This is a genomic window from Actinoallomurus sp. NPDC052274 (assembly GCF_040679475.1).
Classification (GTDB): domain Bacteria; phylum Actinomycetota; class Actinomycetes; order Streptosporangiales; family Streptosporangiaceae; genus Actinoallomurus; species Actinoallomurus liliacearum.
Genome location: NZ_JBFAUT010000029.1, coordinates 1 through 16,315, shown reverse-complemented (window position 1 = coordinate 16,315; position 16,315 = coordinate 1). Strand labels below are relative to the sequence as shown.

Below are 16,315 nucleotides of genomic sequence, written 5' to 3'. Positions count from 1 at the left end.
GACCATCGGGTCAGGCCGGCGCGAGGAACTCGTCGATCAGCCGGTTGATCTGTTCTGGATTCTCGAGGGCGGCGAGGTGGGCGACCTCGTCCAAGGCCAGGAACGTGGATCCGGGGATCGCGTCGGCCATGGCGCGTGTCTCCGCGACGGGGAAGGTCCCGTCCTCTTTCCCGGCGATGACCAGGACCGGGGTCTCGATCGTGTTGAGCAGACCGAGTTGATCCGGGCGGGCGGGTACGACGCTCTTGACCGCCCAGGAGGCCGAACGAATGTCGACGCGCTCCAGCGACTCACGGACGGTCGCCACGACCTCGGGCCGTGTTCGGAGGGTGGTGGGGCCGAGGAATGCCTTGACGGCCGACCGGGTCACCGGCGGCCGGATGCCGCCCAGCGTCTTGGCCATGCGGAGCAGGAGGGCGAACTCCGCCTTCTGCCGTCGGCCGGCCGCCGAGCCGGTGCAGTTCATCAGGACGGCACTGCCGATCCGATCGGGGTGGCGCGCGGCGAAGGTGCCACCGATCATCCCGCCCCAGGAGTTACCGACGAAGTGCGTGGTGATGATCTGGAGATGGTCGAGGATCTGAGTGATACAGCGGACGTTGTCCTCGAAGCCGAACATCGAGGTGAGCGGCTCGCTGCGGCCGTGGCCCGGCGGATCGACCAGGATCACCCGGTACCGGTCGGCGAAGTGGGTCTCCTGGGCCGCCCACATGTCGCCCGTCATGAGCAGACTCGGCCAGAACAGCATCGCCGGGCCCTCACCGCCGACCCGCACATGGATCCGGCCGAGCACGGTCGGGACCTCATGATCGATCATGCCCAACGCCCACCTTCACGGAAGCAGCCCCACCAACGACACCATTGAACCGAATGCGGTTCAACTCCCGTCAGCCGCCACTGCCGCCAGACCGAGCTCATCCTCTCGAGCCGAAGCCCGCCCGCGGCGGAGTGGAGCGTTCCCGAACGCCCCGCCCGGCCATCTGCGGGTGGTCGGCGCGCACAAGTCTCGGCGAACACGGCCGAACGTGCCCGCTTCCACCCCATTCGCCGCCTTTGACGGGCCCGGTCGGACCCGTTCGCCGAGCGTTTCGTCCGCGCCAGGATGTTCAGAGGCGGGTCGAGCGTTCCAGAGCGCTCCAGCCAGCGGCGTAGCAGCCGATTCCATTACCGCCGAGGGTCCTGGTCGCTCCCACGACCAAAACCCTCGGCAGAAACCGAGAAGATCCAAGCCACCTCGACACAGTCTCCCTGGGTGGTGGTGCTCTCGCTGCGACTGGACTTCCGCCAGATGGTCATGAGAATCGCTCCATCGCTTCGACGATCAGGTCCAACGAGGCGTCTTTAGGCAACGCGACATCGCCGATGAGATCGAACCACACTCGGTAGGAATTTGTCTCGGTTGCGTCCTGTATGAGCCGCCCACCGCCGGGCGCGACTGTGTAGACCGAGTCCACTCCACCCATAGTCATGATTTTGAATGAGCCATCCCGGCCAGCATGAGCACCAACGGACTTCGGCACCACCCGGACACTGACATGCAGACGGTTCGCCAGCTCGATCAGATGGGCGAGTTGGTCGCGCATGATCTCGGCGCAGCCGACCGGCTGGGTGACGACCCGCTCATCGATGAGCGCCCACACACGAGGCGGAGGAGTGCGATATAGGCACTCCTGGCGCATAACACGGACCTTGGCTCCCGCCTCTGCTCCCTCGGTTCCCGCTGCGTCGAACATGGCACGGGCGTAGCTCTCGGTCTGGAAGAGACCGGGCATCCACCCGAGGTCCCAGACCCGGAGCTCGTCAGCATCGGCCTCCAAATCGAGGTGGGTCGCGGACCAGCTGGCGTCGTGCCCGAGCTTGGCGAACTTGACCAAGCGGGTGTAGAGGCCGCCAGTAAGCCACGCATCATCGATCTTGATGGCATGCTTTTCCTGGAGCTTCGTTTTGCCGGATTCAACATAGGCGACCAGAGATCGGTCTCGTCCTATGATATCGCCGACGACCGCGAGCGAAATGCCGCGTTCCTGCCGCTGTCTCCTGAGGTCGAAGGCGATTGCATCCCACAGGTTCCCGTCCGGATCGAACCCACTGCGGTAGCGCATCGCGCCCCCTAATGTTGAATTTCCTCAACTCGCCTAGTCAACGTAGGCACGCCAGGCGCATGCTGTCAGGCGATCACAGAAAGTGGTGAATGGAAAGCGATCGGTGACGATGATGACCTTCGACGAACCTCAGATCGCGGACCACTCGAGCCCCGGCCGCCACGCGGCGCCGGCCGTGGATCCGCTGGCCGCCCTCCCCGCGGCTCCGGCGGTCAGCCGGCCGTCGTGGATCGCGCTCAGCGTCAGCCGTACGTCGGTGGCGAAGGCCAGGCGGTTCGCCGCCGAGGTCATCCGGGACCACGTCAGCGACCCCGACCACGCGGATTCGATCGTGCTCGTCGTCTCCGAGCTCGTCACGAACGCCCGGCGGGCCGCCGCAGAGGTCCGGCGATGGGAGCCCCACGACCTTCCCCTGCGGTTCGGCCTCCTGGCCACCGACCGCTGGGTGCACCTCTACGTGACGGACCCCGATCCCCGGCCCCTCCAGCCCAACCCGGCTCCGGCCAACGGCTGGGGCCTCGGGATCGTCGACACGTACGCCGCCGTCCGCTGGGTCGGCTACACCCAGGTCGCCAAGACCGTCCACGCCCTCGTGCCCGCACCGGGCGTCACGCTGACCGCGGCAGAGCTGAAGGAGAGAACAAGGGACATGGGCAAGCACGAGCAGGAAGCGGACTGCTCAGCCTGCAACGGGAAAGGCGGTTCCTGGAAGACCCACGACGGAGACCGATTCTGGGCACCCTGTGTGCTGTGCAACGGAACGGGGAAGCAGTGAACGCTCATGAGGCCCTCGCGGCGATCCCCAGAGAGTCCTTCATCCCCGACGAGATCTTCGTTTCGGACGAGCAGGGCCGGCTGGTGCCGATCAGGCGCTCCGACGACCCCGAACGCTGGTCCCGGCACGTGGCAGCCGACGCTCCGGTCGTCACCCGTACCGCCTTCGATCCCGACGTGCCCGCCGAACTGTACGACGCGGCGACGGGCAGGGGCGTCGAGGCGACCAGTTCCAGCAGCGCGCCGTACATCATGGCCCGAATGATCGACGCGCTTGAGCTGCGACGCGGTATGCGGCTCCTCGAGGTCGGGACGGGTACCGGTTACAACGCCGCCGTCCTGGCCCACCTGCTCGGCGCCGAGAACATCGTCTCCATCGAGATCGATCCGGTGGCCGCCGCAAGGGCCGGCAGGGAGCTGGAGAAGATCGGCCATCCGGTCGAGGTGATCGTCGGGAACGGTGAGAAGGGTCATCCGGCTCGGGCGCCGTACGACAGGATCCTCGCCACCGCGTCCGCGCACACCGTCCCGTACGCGTGGGTGGAACAGGTTCGGCCGGGCGGAGTCATCGTTGTTCCCTGGGCGCCCACGTTCCACCCGGACTGGCCCCTGTGCCGTCTCGTCGTGCGGCCGGACGGAACCGCCGAGGGCCGCTTCGTCGGGCCGTCGATGTTCATGCCGCTGCGCGATCAGCGCGTACGGCCCCGTGTCATGCAGCAGGCCGAGGAGCGATGGATCGCAGCGGGAAGGCCCGACTGCAGCCGTTATCGGGTAACCGTCTCCCCCGAGGGCCAGCACGTCTGGCTCGACGCACCGGACAACCCGATCGACTGCTGATGCCAGGTGGACGTCGCGACGTGATTTCCTGGCGAATACCGCGTTCTATCGGCAGCATCTGCCCGTGATCACGGCGACGTCCATTGCGGTGTCGCCGACATGGGTCGGTTTTTCCCGCTATTCGGGATCGCGATAAGGGGGGCCGGGTGGAGAGCGTTCCATTGATGAGCACGCTCCGATCCCCTTGGTGACCATTACGTCACCGTGTGGAGGCTCCCCGGCGGCGCATGGTTCTCGTAGGTTCCGAGTGGTCTGGAGGGAGTGCCGCAATGGGAGAGCACGCCGAGCGAGTCGACCGTTCCATAGGCGCGAAGCGGAAGATCTTAATCGTTGGGGCCGGTCAGGCCGGGCTCCAGCTCGCGCTGAGTCTGCCTGCCGACCGCTACGACGTCACGGTCATGACCGCGCGGACCGCCGAGGAGATCCGCGACGGGCGGGTCATGTCGACGCAGATGATGTTCGGCCCGGCCCTGGACCGGGAACGCGAGAACGGCCTGAATCTCTGGGAGAGTCAGGCTCCGGCCGTCGCCGCGTTCAACGTGACCGTGGCCGGCCCGCCGGGAGCCGAGCCGCTCCGCTTCACCGCCGCGCTCGACGCCCACGCCCAGTCGGTCGACCAGCGGGTGAAGATGTCCGCGTGGCTGGAGAGGTTCCGCGCCCGCGGCGGCGAGGTCATCGTCCATCACGCGACCGCCGCGGAGCTGCCCGCTCTGACCGAGCGGTACGACCTGACGATCGTCGCCGCCGGCAGGGGCGACCTGGTCGAGCTGTTCGACCGCGACCCGGACCGCTCGCCGTACGACCGGCCGCAGCGCGCGCTATCCGTCATCTACGTCCACGGCATGGCGCCCAGGGGCGGATTCTCCGCCGAGCACGTCGGCATCACGGTGCTCCCGGGCGTCGGCGAGCTGTTCACCATGCCCGCCCTGACGCCCTCTGGTCGCTGCGACATCATCTTCTTCGAGGCGGTTCCCGGCGGTCCGCTGGACCGCTGGGACACACTGCTCGATCCGCCGCGGCACCTCGCGCTCGCCCTGGACCTGATGCGCCGGTACGCGCCGGCCGAGTACGAGCGCTGCCGTGACGTCCGGCCCACCGACGAGCGCTGCAATCTCGTCGGCGCCTACACCCCTACGGTCCGCCGACCCGTCGGGGAACCGGGCGGCGGCACACCGGTGCTGGGGATGGGTGACGTGGTCGTCGCCAACGACCCGATCGCCGGTCAGGGGGCCAACAACGCCGCGCACTGCGCGGCCGTCTACGCGCGGGCGATCCTCGACCACGGCGACCGGCCTTTCGATCGCGAGTGGATGCGGCGGACCTTCGAGGCGTACTGGGGCCACGCCCGCCACTCGACCGCCTTCAGCAATCTTCTGCTCGGCCCGCTTCCCCAGCACGTCCAGCAGGTGCTGGGAACGGCGGCCGGGGATCCGGCCGTCGCGCGCCGCTTCGTCAACGGGTACGCCGATCCCGGCGACTTCAACGGCTGGTTGACCGGCCCGGACGGCGGGAGCACCCATCCGGGGGCGCTGACCGATACGGCGGACCGACAGCGTGTCCCGTGAAAGACGGCCGCCGCGTCGGCCTTTCCCTCCGGGCTGCGTCTCGTCCGCGACGGTCGCATGACGCCCGCCGGAGCACGGCTCCGCCGGGCGTCACGTCGCTGATGCGAGCTGGCACAAGCGTCGCCGCGTCTCGCGGAGCTCGGCTTCTTTGGCGTCGAGGCGGTCGGCCAGGGCGTCCAGCTCAGCCCGCAGGTCCGGACACATCTCAAGGTGGATACCGTGATCGCCGGTGCGCACGCACTGGAGGTACCGCTGGATGGTCGAGGTTCCCAGGCCAGCGGAGATCATCATCTTGATCTGGGCTACGCGAGTGACATCGGACTCGGCGTAGTCCCGGTACCCGCTGCCGTCGAGTGCCGGCACCAGCAGTCCCCGGTCCTCGTAATGGCGTAGCGCTCGCGCGCTCACGCCGGTCAGCTCGGCCAGCTCGCTGATCAGCACCGCCGGCTCCTCCTCATCGGCTTGACCTTCACGCTGGTGTGAAGGCATAGCGTTCCGCGCCATGACGACTGGAACAACCCGGCGACGTGCCTCGATCATCCACGGCTACGGCGCGACCCCTCGAGATCACTGGTTCGGCTGGCTTGCGGAGCAGCTCGAAGCGGATGGCATACCGACCACGGTCCCGGCTCTGCCGAACCCACAAGCCCCAGACCCGGCGCAGTGGGCGGAGGCCGTACACGCCGACGTGGGAACCCCTGACGAGAACTCGGTGATCGTCGCGCACAGCCTGGGCGGTCTGACCGTGCTGCGCCATCTGCGTTCGCTACCCGATACCTGGCGCCTTGGCACCCTCGTGCTGGTCTCCGGATTCGTCGACCGGCTACCCGCGCTCCCGGAGCTGGACGCCTACATCGGAGACGGCTGTGACGTGGAGGGGCTCAGCAGGCAGATCGATCGGCTCACGGTCATCCGGTCGGACGCGGACCCGCTCGTTCCGCCTGGTCACACCGACCGTCTCGCCGGCCTGCTCGAGGTCTCCGCGCAGGTGGTTCCCGGGGCCGGTCACTTCCTCGCTTCTGACGGCGTCACCTCGCTCCCCGAAGTTCTCAAAGCGATCGTCTGAAGCCCCCGCAGTGCCATGACGCGACGTGGCTCTCTGGCGAATGCTGCCGTCCATCGGCAGCACCCGCCAGTGACCGGCGTTCAGCGGCGACGCGCGAGTGAGGCCGGGTCTGTGGTCGCGCTGACCTACGTCCAGGCGGCGGACCAGGCGCACGAGGTCGCCGAGCGGATCGAGGCCGATGGTGGCAGGGCCGCGGTCATCCAGGCCGACCTGACCCGTCCGCAGGCCGCGGCGGCGGAGCACACACGACCAAACCCTGGACAGAAACCGACACCGCCGTCTTACCGTCGGCGCCGATGCTCGCCCGGAGGAATGCCGTACGCGGCTTTGAACGCCCGGTTGAAGGACGCGCCGTCCTGGAAGCCCCACCGTGCTCCCACCTCCGCGACGGACATGTTGATCAGCCTCGGGTCGGCCAGGTCGGTGCGGCAGCGTTCCAGTCGGCGGCACCGGATGAATCCGCCGAGGTTCTGTCCATCCTCGTGAAAGAGGTGATGCAGGTATCGCACGGAGATGTGATGCGCCGCGGCGATCATTGCGGGCGACAAGCCTGGCTCGTGCAGGTGGTCGAGCACGAACGCCTTGATCTGAACTAGGAGTGCCTGCTGCCGTGTCTGCGCCGGTATCCGGTCTTCCGTGTCGGCCAGATCCGAGAGAAAGGCCGTCGCGAGGCCGACGGCTGCAGGCTCCAGCCGGCGGCCGATGCCGCCATGAATCGCTGCGGCCTGCTCGGCGCAGCCGGCCATGAAACGGGCCAGGAGGATTCCCGCTCCCGTCCGTGACGGCATCGGCCGCGCCACCAGATCCCGCAGTTCCTGCTCCGGGATCGGCAGCACGCGCCTGGGCAGATGCAGCACCACCAGGCTCGCCAGGGCGATGCCGAAGGATGCCTCCGCCACGAAGGGCCGGGACGTGTCGTACAAGACCAGGTCACCGGCTTCCAGAGCCGTCTGGTTGCGATTCTGCGTGAGCTGCAGGGAGCCGGCGCGAACGAGCGCGAGCTCCCACCAATCGGGATCTGAGCGCTCGACCATGCGGCGGGTACGGACCGAACGCAGCGCGGAGAATTCCAGTACAGAGGCCTGTAGCCCGCCTAGCTTCAGTTGACTCGCCGCCGCCCGGAAAACCGCCATCCGGTCGATGGTGATCCGCGTGGGGACCAGGTCGCGAGCCGTGAGCTCGCACCACCAATCGAACCGGTCCGCAGACGGTACGTCGGAGCTGCGCAGCTCCACCACCGCACCTCCCAATGGCCTATTGCTCTACGGATCAATGATCTGTGCGTTCAGCGTCAATGACACCCGGATGACCATCGCAAGATAATCGACGGGTTGCGCTGCGGACATCGTGGTAAACCCTGATCACCCCAGAAGAGGAAGGGTGCACCCCCATGTCCACAGGCGTCCTCGCCGAGACTGGAAGGTAGATAAGGTGTCCATTCGAAATTGCTCCGCATGGAGCCGGGTCCTCGGGGTTGTCGTCGCGACGGCTTCCCTCTCCGTCATCGCGGGTACGGCGGCGGAGGCGGCACCGTACCCCATCCCGCACATCAAAGCGAAGAGCTCCAAGAAGTGCGTCAGCGTACTGGGCTGGTCGAAGTCCAAGGGCGCTCACATCGTTCAGTGGAGCTGCTACAACGGGCGCGCGAACAATCAGCAGTTCCAGACGATATATTACAAGACCTGGAAAGGAGTTAAGGAGGTGCAGATCATGAACATGCACAGCCGCCTCTGCCTCAGCGTCAACGGCAAGAGCACAAAGAACGGCGCCTACGTTAATCAATGGTCATGCAATGGCGCCGACAACACTCTCTGGGCCATTTATAAGGCCAACTCGAGTTCCTACGTCCTCCAGAACATGTGGAGTGGAAAATGCCTCGATGTGGCCGGCAACAGCAACAAGAACGGCGCGTGGCTGACCCAGTACACCTGCGGCAGGTACAAGAACGAGGACTTCACCTTCCCGGTCAAGGTCTGACCGAAGCCTGACCACGCGACAGCGAAGATCCTGCCCGCTGGAGGTTCGATCGTCAGATCGAACCTCCAGCGGGGCGGAGTGGGGCGTGCGGAACGCTCGGAGAACGACGTCTCAGGGCTGTGTTTCACGGCGATTCGCCGCTTTCGTACGGGTGTTCACCGAGAATTCGGTTCGCTCGGGCGGAGCGGGGATCGACGTGTCTACAGTGGGGCCATGGATGTCGAGCGGGCACAGGAGGCCTCGCAGGTCCGTCCGCAGATGGACATGAGCCGGCTGCTCCCGTTGGTCGGCGTTCTCGCCGTGATCCTCGGTGTCGGCGGGGCCTCTATGCCGATCCGATGGGTCGTCCTGTGCGACGACGCTCCGGGCTTCCGCCACTTCGAGTCGTTGAATCGGACGATGTGGCACGGCATCGAGGCGGCCATCCTCGTCTCCGGAATCGCGTTCGTCACATTGTTCAGCGAACGGCGGCGCACCCCGTTGATCGTGCTGCGCTTCGCGTTCTTGGCCGCGGTGGTGACGCTGGTCCTCGTCCAGGTCTTCGTCGGCGCCGAGGTCACCCGCGCCGGGACCACGATCTTCCACACCCAGACCTGTGACGAGCCCGGCGCCGAATTCGAGTTGCCCAACGGCCCACTCCAGCCATAGGCGCCTTCGGGGCGTACGGAATGCTCGGAGAACGCGGCCGCAGCCCACCATTTCTGTGCCGATTCGCCGCTTTCGCGGCGGCGGTCGCCGAGCATCGCGTCCACTCGCCCGCCGGCGAGCCGTCGGCCGGGGATCAGACGTGTTCGAGGGTGCGTTCCTCGGGGCGCACCGGAGGTGCGGCGGGACGGCGGCGGCCGGGGAACCACCAGTTGGCGTGGCCCAGCAGGCTCATCAGGGCCGGGACCAGGACCAGGCGGACGATGGTGGCGTCGACGGCGACGGCGGCCGCCAGGCCGAGGCCCATCATCTTGACCGTCGTGTCCGGCTGCGGCAGGAACGACAGGAAGACACAAATCATAATCAAAGCGGCCGAGGTGATGAGGCGGGCCGTGGAGGCGATGCCGGTGACCACGCTGCCGTGCGGGTCGTTGGTGCGAAGGTACTCCTCGCGGATCCGGGACAGCAGGAACACCTCGTAGTCCATGGACAGCCCGAACAGCAGCGCGAACATGAAGAGCGGGACGAACGCCACGATCGGGACCGGTCCGTCGAGGCCCAGCAGGTCGATGCCCCAGCCCCACTGGAACACCGCCACCACCACGCCGTACGCCGCACCGATCGACAGCAGGTTCATCACGGCGGCCTTGATCGGCACGATGATCGACCGGAACGCGATGACGAGCAGCACGAGCGCGACCGTCACGACGGCGATGACGACGTACTGCATGCGCTGCTTCACGATGGTCGCGATGTCGATGATCGCCGGTGACTCCCCGCCGAGGTAGGCGCGCGCCCCCGGGAACCGGGCGACGGTCGGGGGGATCACCGACTTCCGCAGGTGCCGTACGAGGTCGGCGGTCGCGGCGGCCTGCGGCGGCGAGGCGGGCACGACCTTGACGGTCGCGCTGTCGCCGACGACCAGCGGCGCTTCGGCGGAGGCGACGCCGGGCACCTTCTGGAGACCACGCCGCAGCTCGTCGCCGAGCCGGCGGGCCTCCGGGTTGGGGGTGGGCCGGTCGTTCGGGCTGAGCGCCAGCCGGCCGCCCGGCTCCTGCCGCAGGGCGGTCCATCCCTTGGCGGTCTTCGTGCTCTCGGCGGACTGCGGCGGATCGGCGGGGCTCGGGACCGTGGCGACGACCACGAACGGGCTGTACCAGCCGGGACCGAACTGCTTCGCCGTCACGTCGTACGCCCGCCGCGCGCTGTTGGCGTGCGGCAGCGTGCTGTCGGCCATGATGCCCAGGCGCAGGGTGAGCACCGGCAGCGCGAGGAAGACCAGCAGGAGTGTGGCCGCGATGGCGTACGGCCAGGCGTGCCGGTCGACGTGCCGGCCCCAGCGCTCCCAGCGGTGCGTCGAGCGGTCGGGCCGCATCCGGGGCAGCCGGTACCGGTCGATGTTCGTGCCGAGGGCGCCGAGCACGGCGGGCAGCAGGGTCAGCGCGGCGGCGACCATGAAGGCCACGGTGATCGCCGTGGCGAGGCCGATGATGCCGATGAAGGTGATCCCGGAGAACCACAGCCCGCAGATCGCGAACACGACCGTGCCGCCGGCGAACACCACCGCGTGTCCCGAGGTGGCCAGGGCCTTGCCCACCGACTCCTCGACGCTCATGCGCCCTCCTCCGTCGGAGGAGTGACCAGAGCCGCTGTGCTCATCGAGTCGCTCGCTTCGCCCGCTCCTCCCCTCGGCGAGCTGCTGGCGGTGGCGGGTGACCACGAACAGGGCGTAGTCGATCCCCGCGCCGAGGCCGAGCATGGCCGCGACCATGGGCGCCGTCGGGTGCACCTGCCACATCGACGCGCCGAAGTGGATGAGCGAGTACGCCACCACCATCGCGCACAGGGACACGACGATCGGCACGCCGGCCGCGAGGAACGAGCCGAAGGCGAACAGCAGCACGCCGAGGGCGAGCACCACGCCGACGCCCTCCTTGGGACCCGCCTTGGGCTGGTTCAGGATGGTCGTCACGATGCCGCCGAACTCGACGTCGACGCCGGCCTGCCGGGCCGGTTCGGTCGCCTCCTCCAGGGCGTGCAGGTCGTCGATGGACAGGTCTCGGGCGGTGCCCTTGAAATGGGCGACCGCGACGACGGCGTTCGCGCCCTTGGCGCCGCCGGTGTTCCCGTAGGGGTTCTCCGCCATCGAGACGCGCGGCAGCGCGCCCACCTGCTGGATGGCCTTGCCGACCTGCAGCGCGACGCGCCAGTCGGACAGGGACACGCCCTGCTGCGGGTGGAACACGATCGTGGCCGTCGGCCCGGTGAGGTCGGCGAAGTTCTTGCGGAGCAGATCGATGGAGCGCTGGGTCTCGGTGCCGGGAAGCCGGTCCTGCTGGACGAAGGTGCCGCCCCTGGCCACGCCGAGGATTCCGGTGCCGACCGCGAGGGCGAGCCAGATGAGCATCACCCACCGCGCGTGCCGGGCACAGAACCGCCCAACCCTCTCCAGAATCCCCGACATGGTCCCAGAACAGCACGGGCCAGAAAAATTTGCAACGCCTGCAACTTCGCACTGAGTGTATATATTGGTGAGATGGATCACATGGGCCTGCGGGAGCGGAAGAAGCGCCAGACGCGCCACGCGATCGCGGAGGCCGCCCTCCGCCTGTTCGCCGAGCGGGGCTACGAGGAGACGACGATCGCGGACATCGCCCAGGCCGCCGACGTGTCACCGCGCACGTTCTTCAGCTACTTCCCGTCCAAGGAGGACGTCGTCTTCGCCGAGATCGACGAACGCCTGGCCGAGGTACGCGAGGGCATCGAGCGCCGACCCGCGGACGAGACGCCGCTGGAGTCCATGCGCCGCATCGTGCTGGAGATGATCGAGGCCATCGCCGCCGAGCACGGCGAGTACGGCGCGATCCAGGTGCAGCTCGTCCTGGAACGCCCGTCGCTGCAGGCGCGCGCCCTGAAACGGATGAACGACACCGAGCAGTACGTCGTCGAGCGGCTGACCGAGCTCTGCCCGGCCATCGACGAGATCGACGCGGTGGTGATCGCCGGCGCGCTCGTGGGCGGCATGAAGGCCGTCATCACCCACTGCCGCGCGCACGGATACACCCCGGAGGCGACCCGCGACGCGGTCGACCGCGCCCTGGCCATCGTCGAACACGGCCTCGGCTCCGTCCCCGCCCTCACTCACCGGGCGGCCGAATAGCCGGCCCGACCGATCCGCGCCCTGAGCAGCCCGAACAGATTCGAACAGGGTCGAACAGCCCAGGCCTTGCCCGCGTGTCCGGCCGCTTCCTTAGATCTAGGTGGAGGCCGACACCGAACCAGGTCGAATCGACCGGAGGGCTGCAATGCTGCGGATCCATTTCGACTCCGAGGATCTCGCCCGGACCACCGTCGCCCCATCGGCGGACGTGCTCTGGGAGATCCTCCTGAGCCTGCACGCGCTGCAGGAACACAACGAGGAGGTCGCCCTGGACGGCTGGCGGCGGCGCACTCGTCCCCGCGTCCCCGCGTCACTCCGGCCGCTCCTGGAGATCGCGCCCCCGCGCGGCTACTCGGCCGACTTCCTGACGCCGACGCGCGGCACGGCCGACCTCGGTGAGGGAGTGGACAGGATTCTCGCCACCACCCCGAACGAGCTGACGCGCGACTTCACCGAGTTGGCGCGCCAGGGCGGTACGCCGCTCATCGCACGGTCCCTCGACGGGCGTGAGGCCCTCCGCCGGGTGGCGCACGACGTGGACAGGTTCTTCAAGGTCGCGCTGGCGCCCTACTGGAAGCAGATCTCCCGCGACATCGAGGCCGAACGCGCCCGGCTCGTGCGGATACTCGCCGACCGCGGCGTAGAACGCCTGCTGGGGACGCTTCACCCGTACGCACGCTGGGAGCATCCCGTCCTGCACGTCGATCACTATGTCGACCAGGACGTCACGCTCGGCGGGCGCGGCCTGGTGCTCGTGCCGTCCTTCTTCTGCCGGCACCACCCGATCACGCTGCGGGATCCCGAGCTGCCGCCCCTGCTGGTCTTCCCCATCAGCCGGCGCACGTGGCTGGGGAAGCCGCCGGCCGAGGAGAAGGGCGGCTGCGAGCCGCTGGAAGGGCTGCTCGGCCGGACCCGTACGACGGTGCTCAAGACAGCCATGACCGGCTGCAGCACCACGGACATCGCCCGGGCCGCCGGCATCTCGCCCGCCTCGGTGAGCCACCACACGAAGGTGCTGCGCGAGGCCGGCCTCATCACGACCCGACGCGACGGCTACTCCGTCTGCCACGAGATCACCGACCTGGGACTCAGCCTGCTGGCCTCCGCCCACCGGCGGCCGATCAGGCAGCCCATTCTCGAGAGTGCGACCCGGCAGGCGATCTGACCGCTTTCGACGCCGCGCGAAACCATCTCCAAGAAGCCGAGGCCGCCCGGGCGGCCTCGGCGTTCTTCAGTCGGCGATCCTGATGCGGACGCGGCGGAAGCCGCGGCCCTTGTTCTCGATCTTGGCGACCTGGAGGCGGCCGATCTGGCGGGTGGAGGCGACGTGAGTGCCGCCGTCGGCCTGGGTGTCGAGCCCGACGATGTCGACGATGCGGACCTCCTCCACCTCCGGCGGCACCAGGTTGGTGGCCGTCCGGATGATGTCGGGGATCGCGAACGCCTCCGCGCGCGGCAGTGACTTGACGTCGATGCGCCGGTCCGCGGCGATCTCCGCGTTGCAGGCGGCCTCGACGGCCTCCTTGAAACCGGGCGGGACCTCGGGGAGGTTGAAGTCCATCCGCGCGACACCGGGCTCCATGTTGCCGCCCGTGACGAGGCAGCCGTAGTCGCGGAAGACGACGCCGCACAGCACGTGCAGGCCGGAGTGGGTCCGCATGAGGCTCGTACGGCGGTCGTCCTCGACGGCCCCGCGCACGGCCGTGCCGACCGGCGGCAGCGGGTCGTTCTCGTCGGGGAGCAGGTAGAGCTCGTCACCCTTGCGGACGCCGACGATCCGGGTCTGCACGCCCTGCCACAGCAGAACTCCGTGATCCGGCGGTTGTCCGCCGCCACCCGGATAAAATGCCGATCGGTCGAGGACGATCCCCCCGGGTCCCGAATCGAGCACGACCGCCTCCCACTCGCGCAGCGTCTGGTCGGTCAGCTCAAGCCGCCGCGTCCGGTGTGTCGTCATGAAGTGCAGCCTAGAACGCCCGCCCCAGGGCGCTGACCCCAAGGAGCGGGATGAGACGACGCGCCCTTCGTTGCCTCGCCGCGGCCGGCGTGCTGCTCGCGCTGACGGCGTGCGGCGGCTCGGAGCGCCGGGCGCGGGCGGAGAGCTCGGCCCGCACTCCGAAGCGGCAGGCGTCGCACACCCCCGTCGTCATGTTCCTCGGGGACAGCTACACGACCGGCAAGCTCGGGCAGCAGCCGGAGCAGACGTACGCCGCCGAGACCGCCCGGATGCTGGGCTGGCAGGTCATCCTCGGCGGGTACCGGCAGACCGGCTTCATCGCCAGGGGGCAGATCGGCAAGGACTTCGCGCAGTTGTTCACCGACCAGCTCGCCTGGCGGCCGGCTCCCGACCTGGTGATCATCTCGGGTGGTCACAACGACCGGCGGCATCCGGCGCGGGAGGTCGGCGCGGCGGCCCGGGGGCTGATGGACACCGTCCGGCAGCGCTGGAGCACGACACGGCTCCTGCTGGTCGGTCCGATGTGGGGCGGCGGCGACCCGCCGCAGGAGATCCTGGAGATCCGGGACGCCATGGCGGCGGCCGCCCAGGAGACGAAGGTGCCGTTCATCGACCCGCTGCGGGAAGAGTGGATCACCGGGGACCGCAAGAAGGGCACCGGCAACGCGCCGCAGTACATCCTGGCCGACGGCACCCACCCGACCGTGGCGGGTGCCCGGCACATCGCCGAGTGCCTCGTCGCCGACCTGAAGAAGCTCAAGCTCACCAAGCCGTGACGGCCCGGCGGCCGACGATCACCAGGGGCCGTACGGGCCGGAGGAGGAGCCACCCCGGCCGTACTGCCGCACGGCGGGCCGGACGTCGGCGAGGTAGACCGCGGCGGCGATGAAGCCGATCACCGGCAGCATCTGGATGATCGAGACGAAGCGGACCGCACCGGCCAGGCCGAACAGCAGTGCGACGCCGAGGATGATCAGCCAGAGCTGCTTCGTCAGCTTGCCGGCCGCCGAATAGGCCCCCGACGGCCGTCGTACGGCGTCGGCGAACGCCCAGATCTCAACTATGAAAGCGGCGATGGCCACGACCCACAACAAGATCCCGACGAAACTCTGGGCTGGTTCGAGCACGATCGACCCCCTGTAGCGGGGCGGCGTCGTACGAGCGCCGCGTCATCACTTGTCATCATGTACGGGCCCAGCGTATGTGCTCCGCCGGGATCCTGCCGATGGTGCGTGCGGACGGAAAGCACGGGAGCCCGGGCGGATGGTCCGCCCGGGCTCCCTGTGCGTCCTCGGACGCACTCCGAAGATCAGTTTCCGACCTTCTTGGAGGCGTCGGTCACGGCCTTGCCGGCCGTCTTCGCGGTGTCCCGAGCGGAGGCGGCGGTGTCCTTGGCGGTGCCGGCGGTCGACCGGGCCTTGCGGGCGGTCGCCTTGGCCCGCTGCTCGAGCTCCTGCGTGGACTTCTGCCGCTCCACGCGGCCCACGATCTTCTTGCCGCGCTCGGCCAGCTCGTCCATGACCTCGGCGGCGCGGCCGCCGACCTGGGTGACGTAGGACAGGGCGGCGCCGCCCAGGTCCTTGTCGATCTTCTTCGGCATCTCGCGGATCTTCTCGACCGCGAGGTCGCCGGCGCCGGCCGCGACGTAGAAGGCCTTTGACTCGCGCAGCTTCTCGGTGATGTACGGCATGTGTGGATTCACCCTTCAGTCGATGGGGTCGCTTCGGTGGCGGCTTCTCCGCCGGGCTCCCCTTCCCGGCGGAACGACTCGTAGATGTCGAGCAAGACCTGCTTCTGGCGCTCCGACAGGGTCACGTCCGCCCGGATGGCGGCCTGGACGTCCGTGTCGGACTCTCGCTCGTCGAGGATCCCTGCTTGCACGTACAGGGCTTCGGCGGAGATGCGCAGGCCCTTGGCGATCTGCTGCAGGATCTCCGCGCTCGGCTTGCGCAGCCCACGCTCGATCTGGCTGAGGTACGGGTTGGAAACGCCCGTGGCCTCGGCCAGCTGGCGCAGCGAGACCTTGGCCCGCTTGCGCTGCTCTCGGATGTACTCCCCAATGGAGCCGACTTTGGAAGCCGCCATGTCTCCACTGTGCGCCGCTCTGCTTGCTATTGCAAGCAGACTTGCAAGCACTTGGGCGTGCGGCCCCCATCCCGGGGGCCCAGGCGGCATCGGCGGACCGGGCGGAGGCCCGTACGCGGGCGGCTGACCGCCGTACGGCGGCTGCGG

At 68.5% G+C, this 16,315-nt stretch carries 18 protein-coding genes; 9 read left to right on the top strand and 9 right to left on the bottom strand.

What is annotated here, in order from left to right; translation table 11 throughout:
• Window positions 1–10: 10 nt before the first annotated feature.
• Together AB0K82_RS24090 and AB0K82_RS24085 are read right to left on the bottom strand one after the other, a co-directional pair.
• Window positions 11–817, bottom strand: coding sequence for an alpha/beta fold hydrolase (locus AB0K82_RS24090; protein ID WP_364400539.1), 807 nt, complete (start codon window positions 815–817; stop codon window positions 11–13).
• 475 nt (window positions 818–1,292) lie between these two features.
• Window positions 1,293–2,102, bottom strand: coding sequence for a helix-turn-helix transcriptional regulator (locus AB0K82_RS24085; RefSeq protein ID WP_364400537.1), 810 nt, complete (start codon window positions 2,100–2,102; stop codon window positions 1,293–1,295).
• Window positions 2,103–2,211: 109 nt separating this feature from the next.
• On the opposite strand from AB0K82_RS24085, the gene AB0K82_RS24080 reads away from it, so the two are divergent.
• The 3 genes from AB0K82_RS24080 to AB0K82_RS24070 all read left to right on the top strand — a co-directional run bounded on the left by AB0K82_RS24080 (window position 2,212) and on the right by AB0K82_RS24070 (window position 5,278).
• A complete protein-coding gene (locus AB0K82_RS24080) occupies window positions 2,212–2,877 on the top strand; it encodes an ATP-binding protein (RefSeq protein WP_364400760.1) in 666 nt (221 codons plus the stop codon).
• Entirely contained in the window at window positions 2,874–3,713 is an 840-nt protein-coding gene (locus AB0K82_RS24075; protein ID WP_364400534.1) for a methyltransferase domain-containing protein, read from the top strand. Before AB0K82_RS24080 ends, AB0K82_RS24075 begins: the two co-directional genes overlap by 4 nt.
• 269 nt (window positions 3,714–3,982) lie before the next feature.
• A complete protein-coding gene (locus AB0K82_RS24070) occupies window positions 3,983–5,278 on the top strand; it encodes a styrene monooxygenase/indole monooxygenase family protein (protein WP_364400531.1) in 1,296 nt (431 codons plus the stop codon).
• Between the two features lie 90 nt (window positions 5,279–5,368).
• Here AB0K82_RS24070 and AB0K82_RS24065 read toward each other — a convergent pair whose 3' ends face one another.
• Window positions 5,369–5,719 (bottom strand): MerR family transcriptional regulator, encoded by a 351-nt coding sequence (locus AB0K82_RS24065; RefSeq protein ID WP_364400528.1) that lies wholly within the window; start codon window positions 5,717–5,719, stop codon window positions 5,369–5,371.
• Between the two features lie 61 nt (window positions 5,720–5,780).
• On the opposite strand from AB0K82_RS24065, the gene AB0K82_RS24060 reads away from it, so the two are divergent.
• A complete protein-coding gene (locus AB0K82_RS24060) occupies window positions 5,781–6,344 on the top strand; it encodes an alpha/beta hydrolase (RefSeq protein WP_364400525.1) in 564 nt (187 codons plus the stop codon).
• Between the two features lie 281 nt (window positions 6,345–6,625).
• On the opposite strand, the gene AB0K82_RS24055 is transcribed toward AB0K82_RS24060, so the two are convergent.
• Entirely contained in the window at window positions 6,626–7,579 is a 954-nt protein-coding gene (locus AB0K82_RS24055; protein ID WP_364400522.1) for a helix-turn-helix domain-containing protein, read from the bottom strand.
• A 196-nt stretch (window positions 7,580–7,775) separates the two neighbouring features.
• Here AB0K82_RS24055 and AB0K82_RS24050 point away from each other — a divergent pair, with 196 nt between their 5' ends.
• Together AB0K82_RS24050 and AB0K82_RS24045 are read left to right on the top strand one after the other, a co-directional pair.
• Window positions 7,776–8,321: an RICIN domain-containing protein gene (locus AB0K82_RS24050; protein WP_364400520.1), complete on the top strand. Its 546-nt coding sequence runs from the start codon at window positions 7,776–7,778 to the stop codon at window positions 8,319–8,321.
• Between the two features lie 213 nt (window positions 8,322–8,534).
• Window positions 8,535–8,969, top strand: coding sequence for a hypothetical protein (locus AB0K82_RS24045; protein WP_364400517.1), 435 nt, complete (start codon window positions 8,535–8,537; stop codon window positions 8,967–8,969).
• Window positions 8,970–9,102: 133 nt separating this feature from the next.
• Here AB0K82_RS24045 and AB0K82_RS24040 read toward each other — a convergent pair whose 3' ends face one another.
• A complete protein-coding gene (locus tag AB0K82_RS24040) occupies window positions 9,103–11,373 on the bottom strand; it encodes an MMPL family transporter (RefSeq protein ID WP_364400514.1) in 2,271 nt (756 codons plus the stop codon).
• A gap of 129 nt (window positions 11,374–11,502) precedes the next feature.
• Here AB0K82_RS24040 and AB0K82_RS24035 point away from each other — a divergent pair, with 129 nt between their 5' ends.
• Both AB0K82_RS24035 and AB0K82_RS24030 read left to right on the top strand, forming a co-directional pair.
• Window positions 11,503–12,126, top strand: coding sequence for a TetR family transcriptional regulator (locus AB0K82_RS24035; protein WP_364400511.1), 624 nt, complete (start codon window positions 11,503–11,505; stop codon window positions 12,124–12,126).
• A 145-nt stretch (window positions 12,127–12,271) separates the two neighbouring features.
• On the top strand, window positions 12,272–13,291 hold the full coding sequence (locus AB0K82_RS24030) for a DUF5937 family protein (RefSeq protein ID WP_364400508.1): 1,020 nt from the start codon (window positions 12,272–12,274) through the stop codon (window positions 13,289–13,291).
• 66 nt (window positions 13,292–13,357) lie between these two features.
• Here the strand turns inward: AB0K82_RS24030 and AB0K82_RS24025 are convergent, their stop codons facing one another.
• Window positions 13,358–14,083 carry an alanyl-tRNA editing protein gene (locus AB0K82_RS24025; RefSeq protein WP_364400505.1) on the bottom strand — a complete coding sequence of 242 codons (726 nt, stop codon included), beginning with the start codon at window positions 14,081–14,083 and terminating at the stop codon, window positions 13,358–13,360.
• 50 nt (window positions 14,084–14,133) lie between these two features.
• Here AB0K82_RS24025 and AB0K82_RS24020 point away from each other — a divergent pair, with 50 nt between their 5' ends.
• Window positions 14,134–14,859, top strand: a complete 726-nt coding sequence (locus tag AB0K82_RS24020; protein ID WP_364400503.1) for an SGNH/GDSL hydrolase family protein — start codon at window positions 14,134–14,136, stop codon at window positions 14,857–14,859.
• A gap of 18 nt (window positions 14,860–14,877) precedes the next feature.
• Here AB0K82_RS24020 and AB0K82_RS24015 read toward each other — a convergent pair whose 3' ends face one another.
• The 3 genes from AB0K82_RS24015 to AB0K82_RS24005 form a co-directional block, all read right to left on the bottom strand.
• A complete protein-coding gene (locus tag AB0K82_RS24015) occupies window positions 14,878–15,210 on the bottom strand; it encodes a DUF2516 family protein (protein WP_364400500.1) in 333 nt (110 codons plus the stop codon).
• A 182-nt stretch (window positions 15,211–15,392) separates the two neighbouring features.
• Window positions 15,393–15,773, bottom strand: coding sequence for a hypothetical protein (locus AB0K82_RS24010; RefSeq protein ID WP_364400497.1), 381 nt, complete (start codon window positions 15,771–15,773; stop codon window positions 15,393–15,395).
• Window positions 15,774–15,781: 8 nt separating this feature from the next.
• Window positions 15,782–16,168: a helix-turn-helix transcriptional regulator gene (locus AB0K82_RS24005; RefSeq protein WP_364400495.1), complete on the bottom strand. Its 387-nt coding sequence runs from the start codon at window positions 16,166–16,168 to the stop codon at window positions 15,782–15,784.
• Window positions 16,169–16,315: the final 147 nt, after the last annotated feature.

Coding starts and splice junctions, on each gene's coding strand:
- AB0K82_RS24090 (WP_364400539.1), bottom strand. CDS start 817: ATGATCGATCATGAGGTCCCGACCGTGCTCGGCCGGATCCATGTGCGG.
- AB0K82_RS24085 (WP_364400537.1), bottom strand. CDS start 2,102: ATGCGCTACCGCAGTGGGTTCGATCCGGACGGGAACCTGTGGGATGCA.
- AB0K82_RS24080 (WP_364400760.1), top strand. CDS start 2,212: ATGATGACCTTCGACGAACCTCAGATCGCGGACCACTCGAGCCCCGGC.
- AB0K82_RS24070 (WP_364400531.1), top strand. CDS start 3,983: ATGGGAGAGCACGCCGAGCGAGTCGACCGTTCCATAGGCGCGAAGCGG.
- AB0K82_RS24060 (WP_364400525.1), top strand. CDS start 5,781: ATGACGACTGGAACAACCCGGCGACGTGCCTCGATCATCCACGGCTAC.
- AB0K82_RS24045 (WP_364400517.1), top strand. CDS start 8,535: ATGGATGTCGAGCGGGCACAGGAGGCCTCGCAGGTCCGTCCGCAGATG.
- AB0K82_RS24040 (WP_364400514.1), bottom strand. CDS start 11,373: ATGCTCATCTGGCTCGCCCTCGCGGTCGGCACCGGAATCCTCGGCGTG.
- AB0K82_RS24035 (WP_364400511.1), top strand. CDS start 11,503: ATGGATCACATGGGCCTGCGGGAGCGGAAGAAGCGCCAGACGCGCCAC.
- AB0K82_RS24030 (WP_364400508.1), top strand. CDS start 12,272: ATGCTGCGGATCCATTTCGACTCCGAGGATCTCGCCCGGACCACCGTC.
- AB0K82_RS24025 (WP_364400505.1), bottom strand. CDS start 14,083: ATGACGACACACCGGACGCGGCGGCTTGAGCTGACCGACCAGACGCTG.
- AB0K82_RS24020 (WP_364400503.1), top strand. CDS start 14,134: ATGAGACGACGCGCCCTTCGTTGCCTCGCCGCGGCCGGCGTGCTGCTC.
- AB0K82_RS24010 (WP_364400497.1), bottom strand. CDS start 15,773: ATGCCGTACATCACCGAGAAGCTGCGCGAGTCAAAGGCCTTCTACGTC.
- AB0K82_RS24005 (WP_364400495.1), bottom strand. CDS start 16,168: ATGGCGGCTTCCAAAGTCGGCTCCATTGGGGAGTACATCCGAGAGCAG.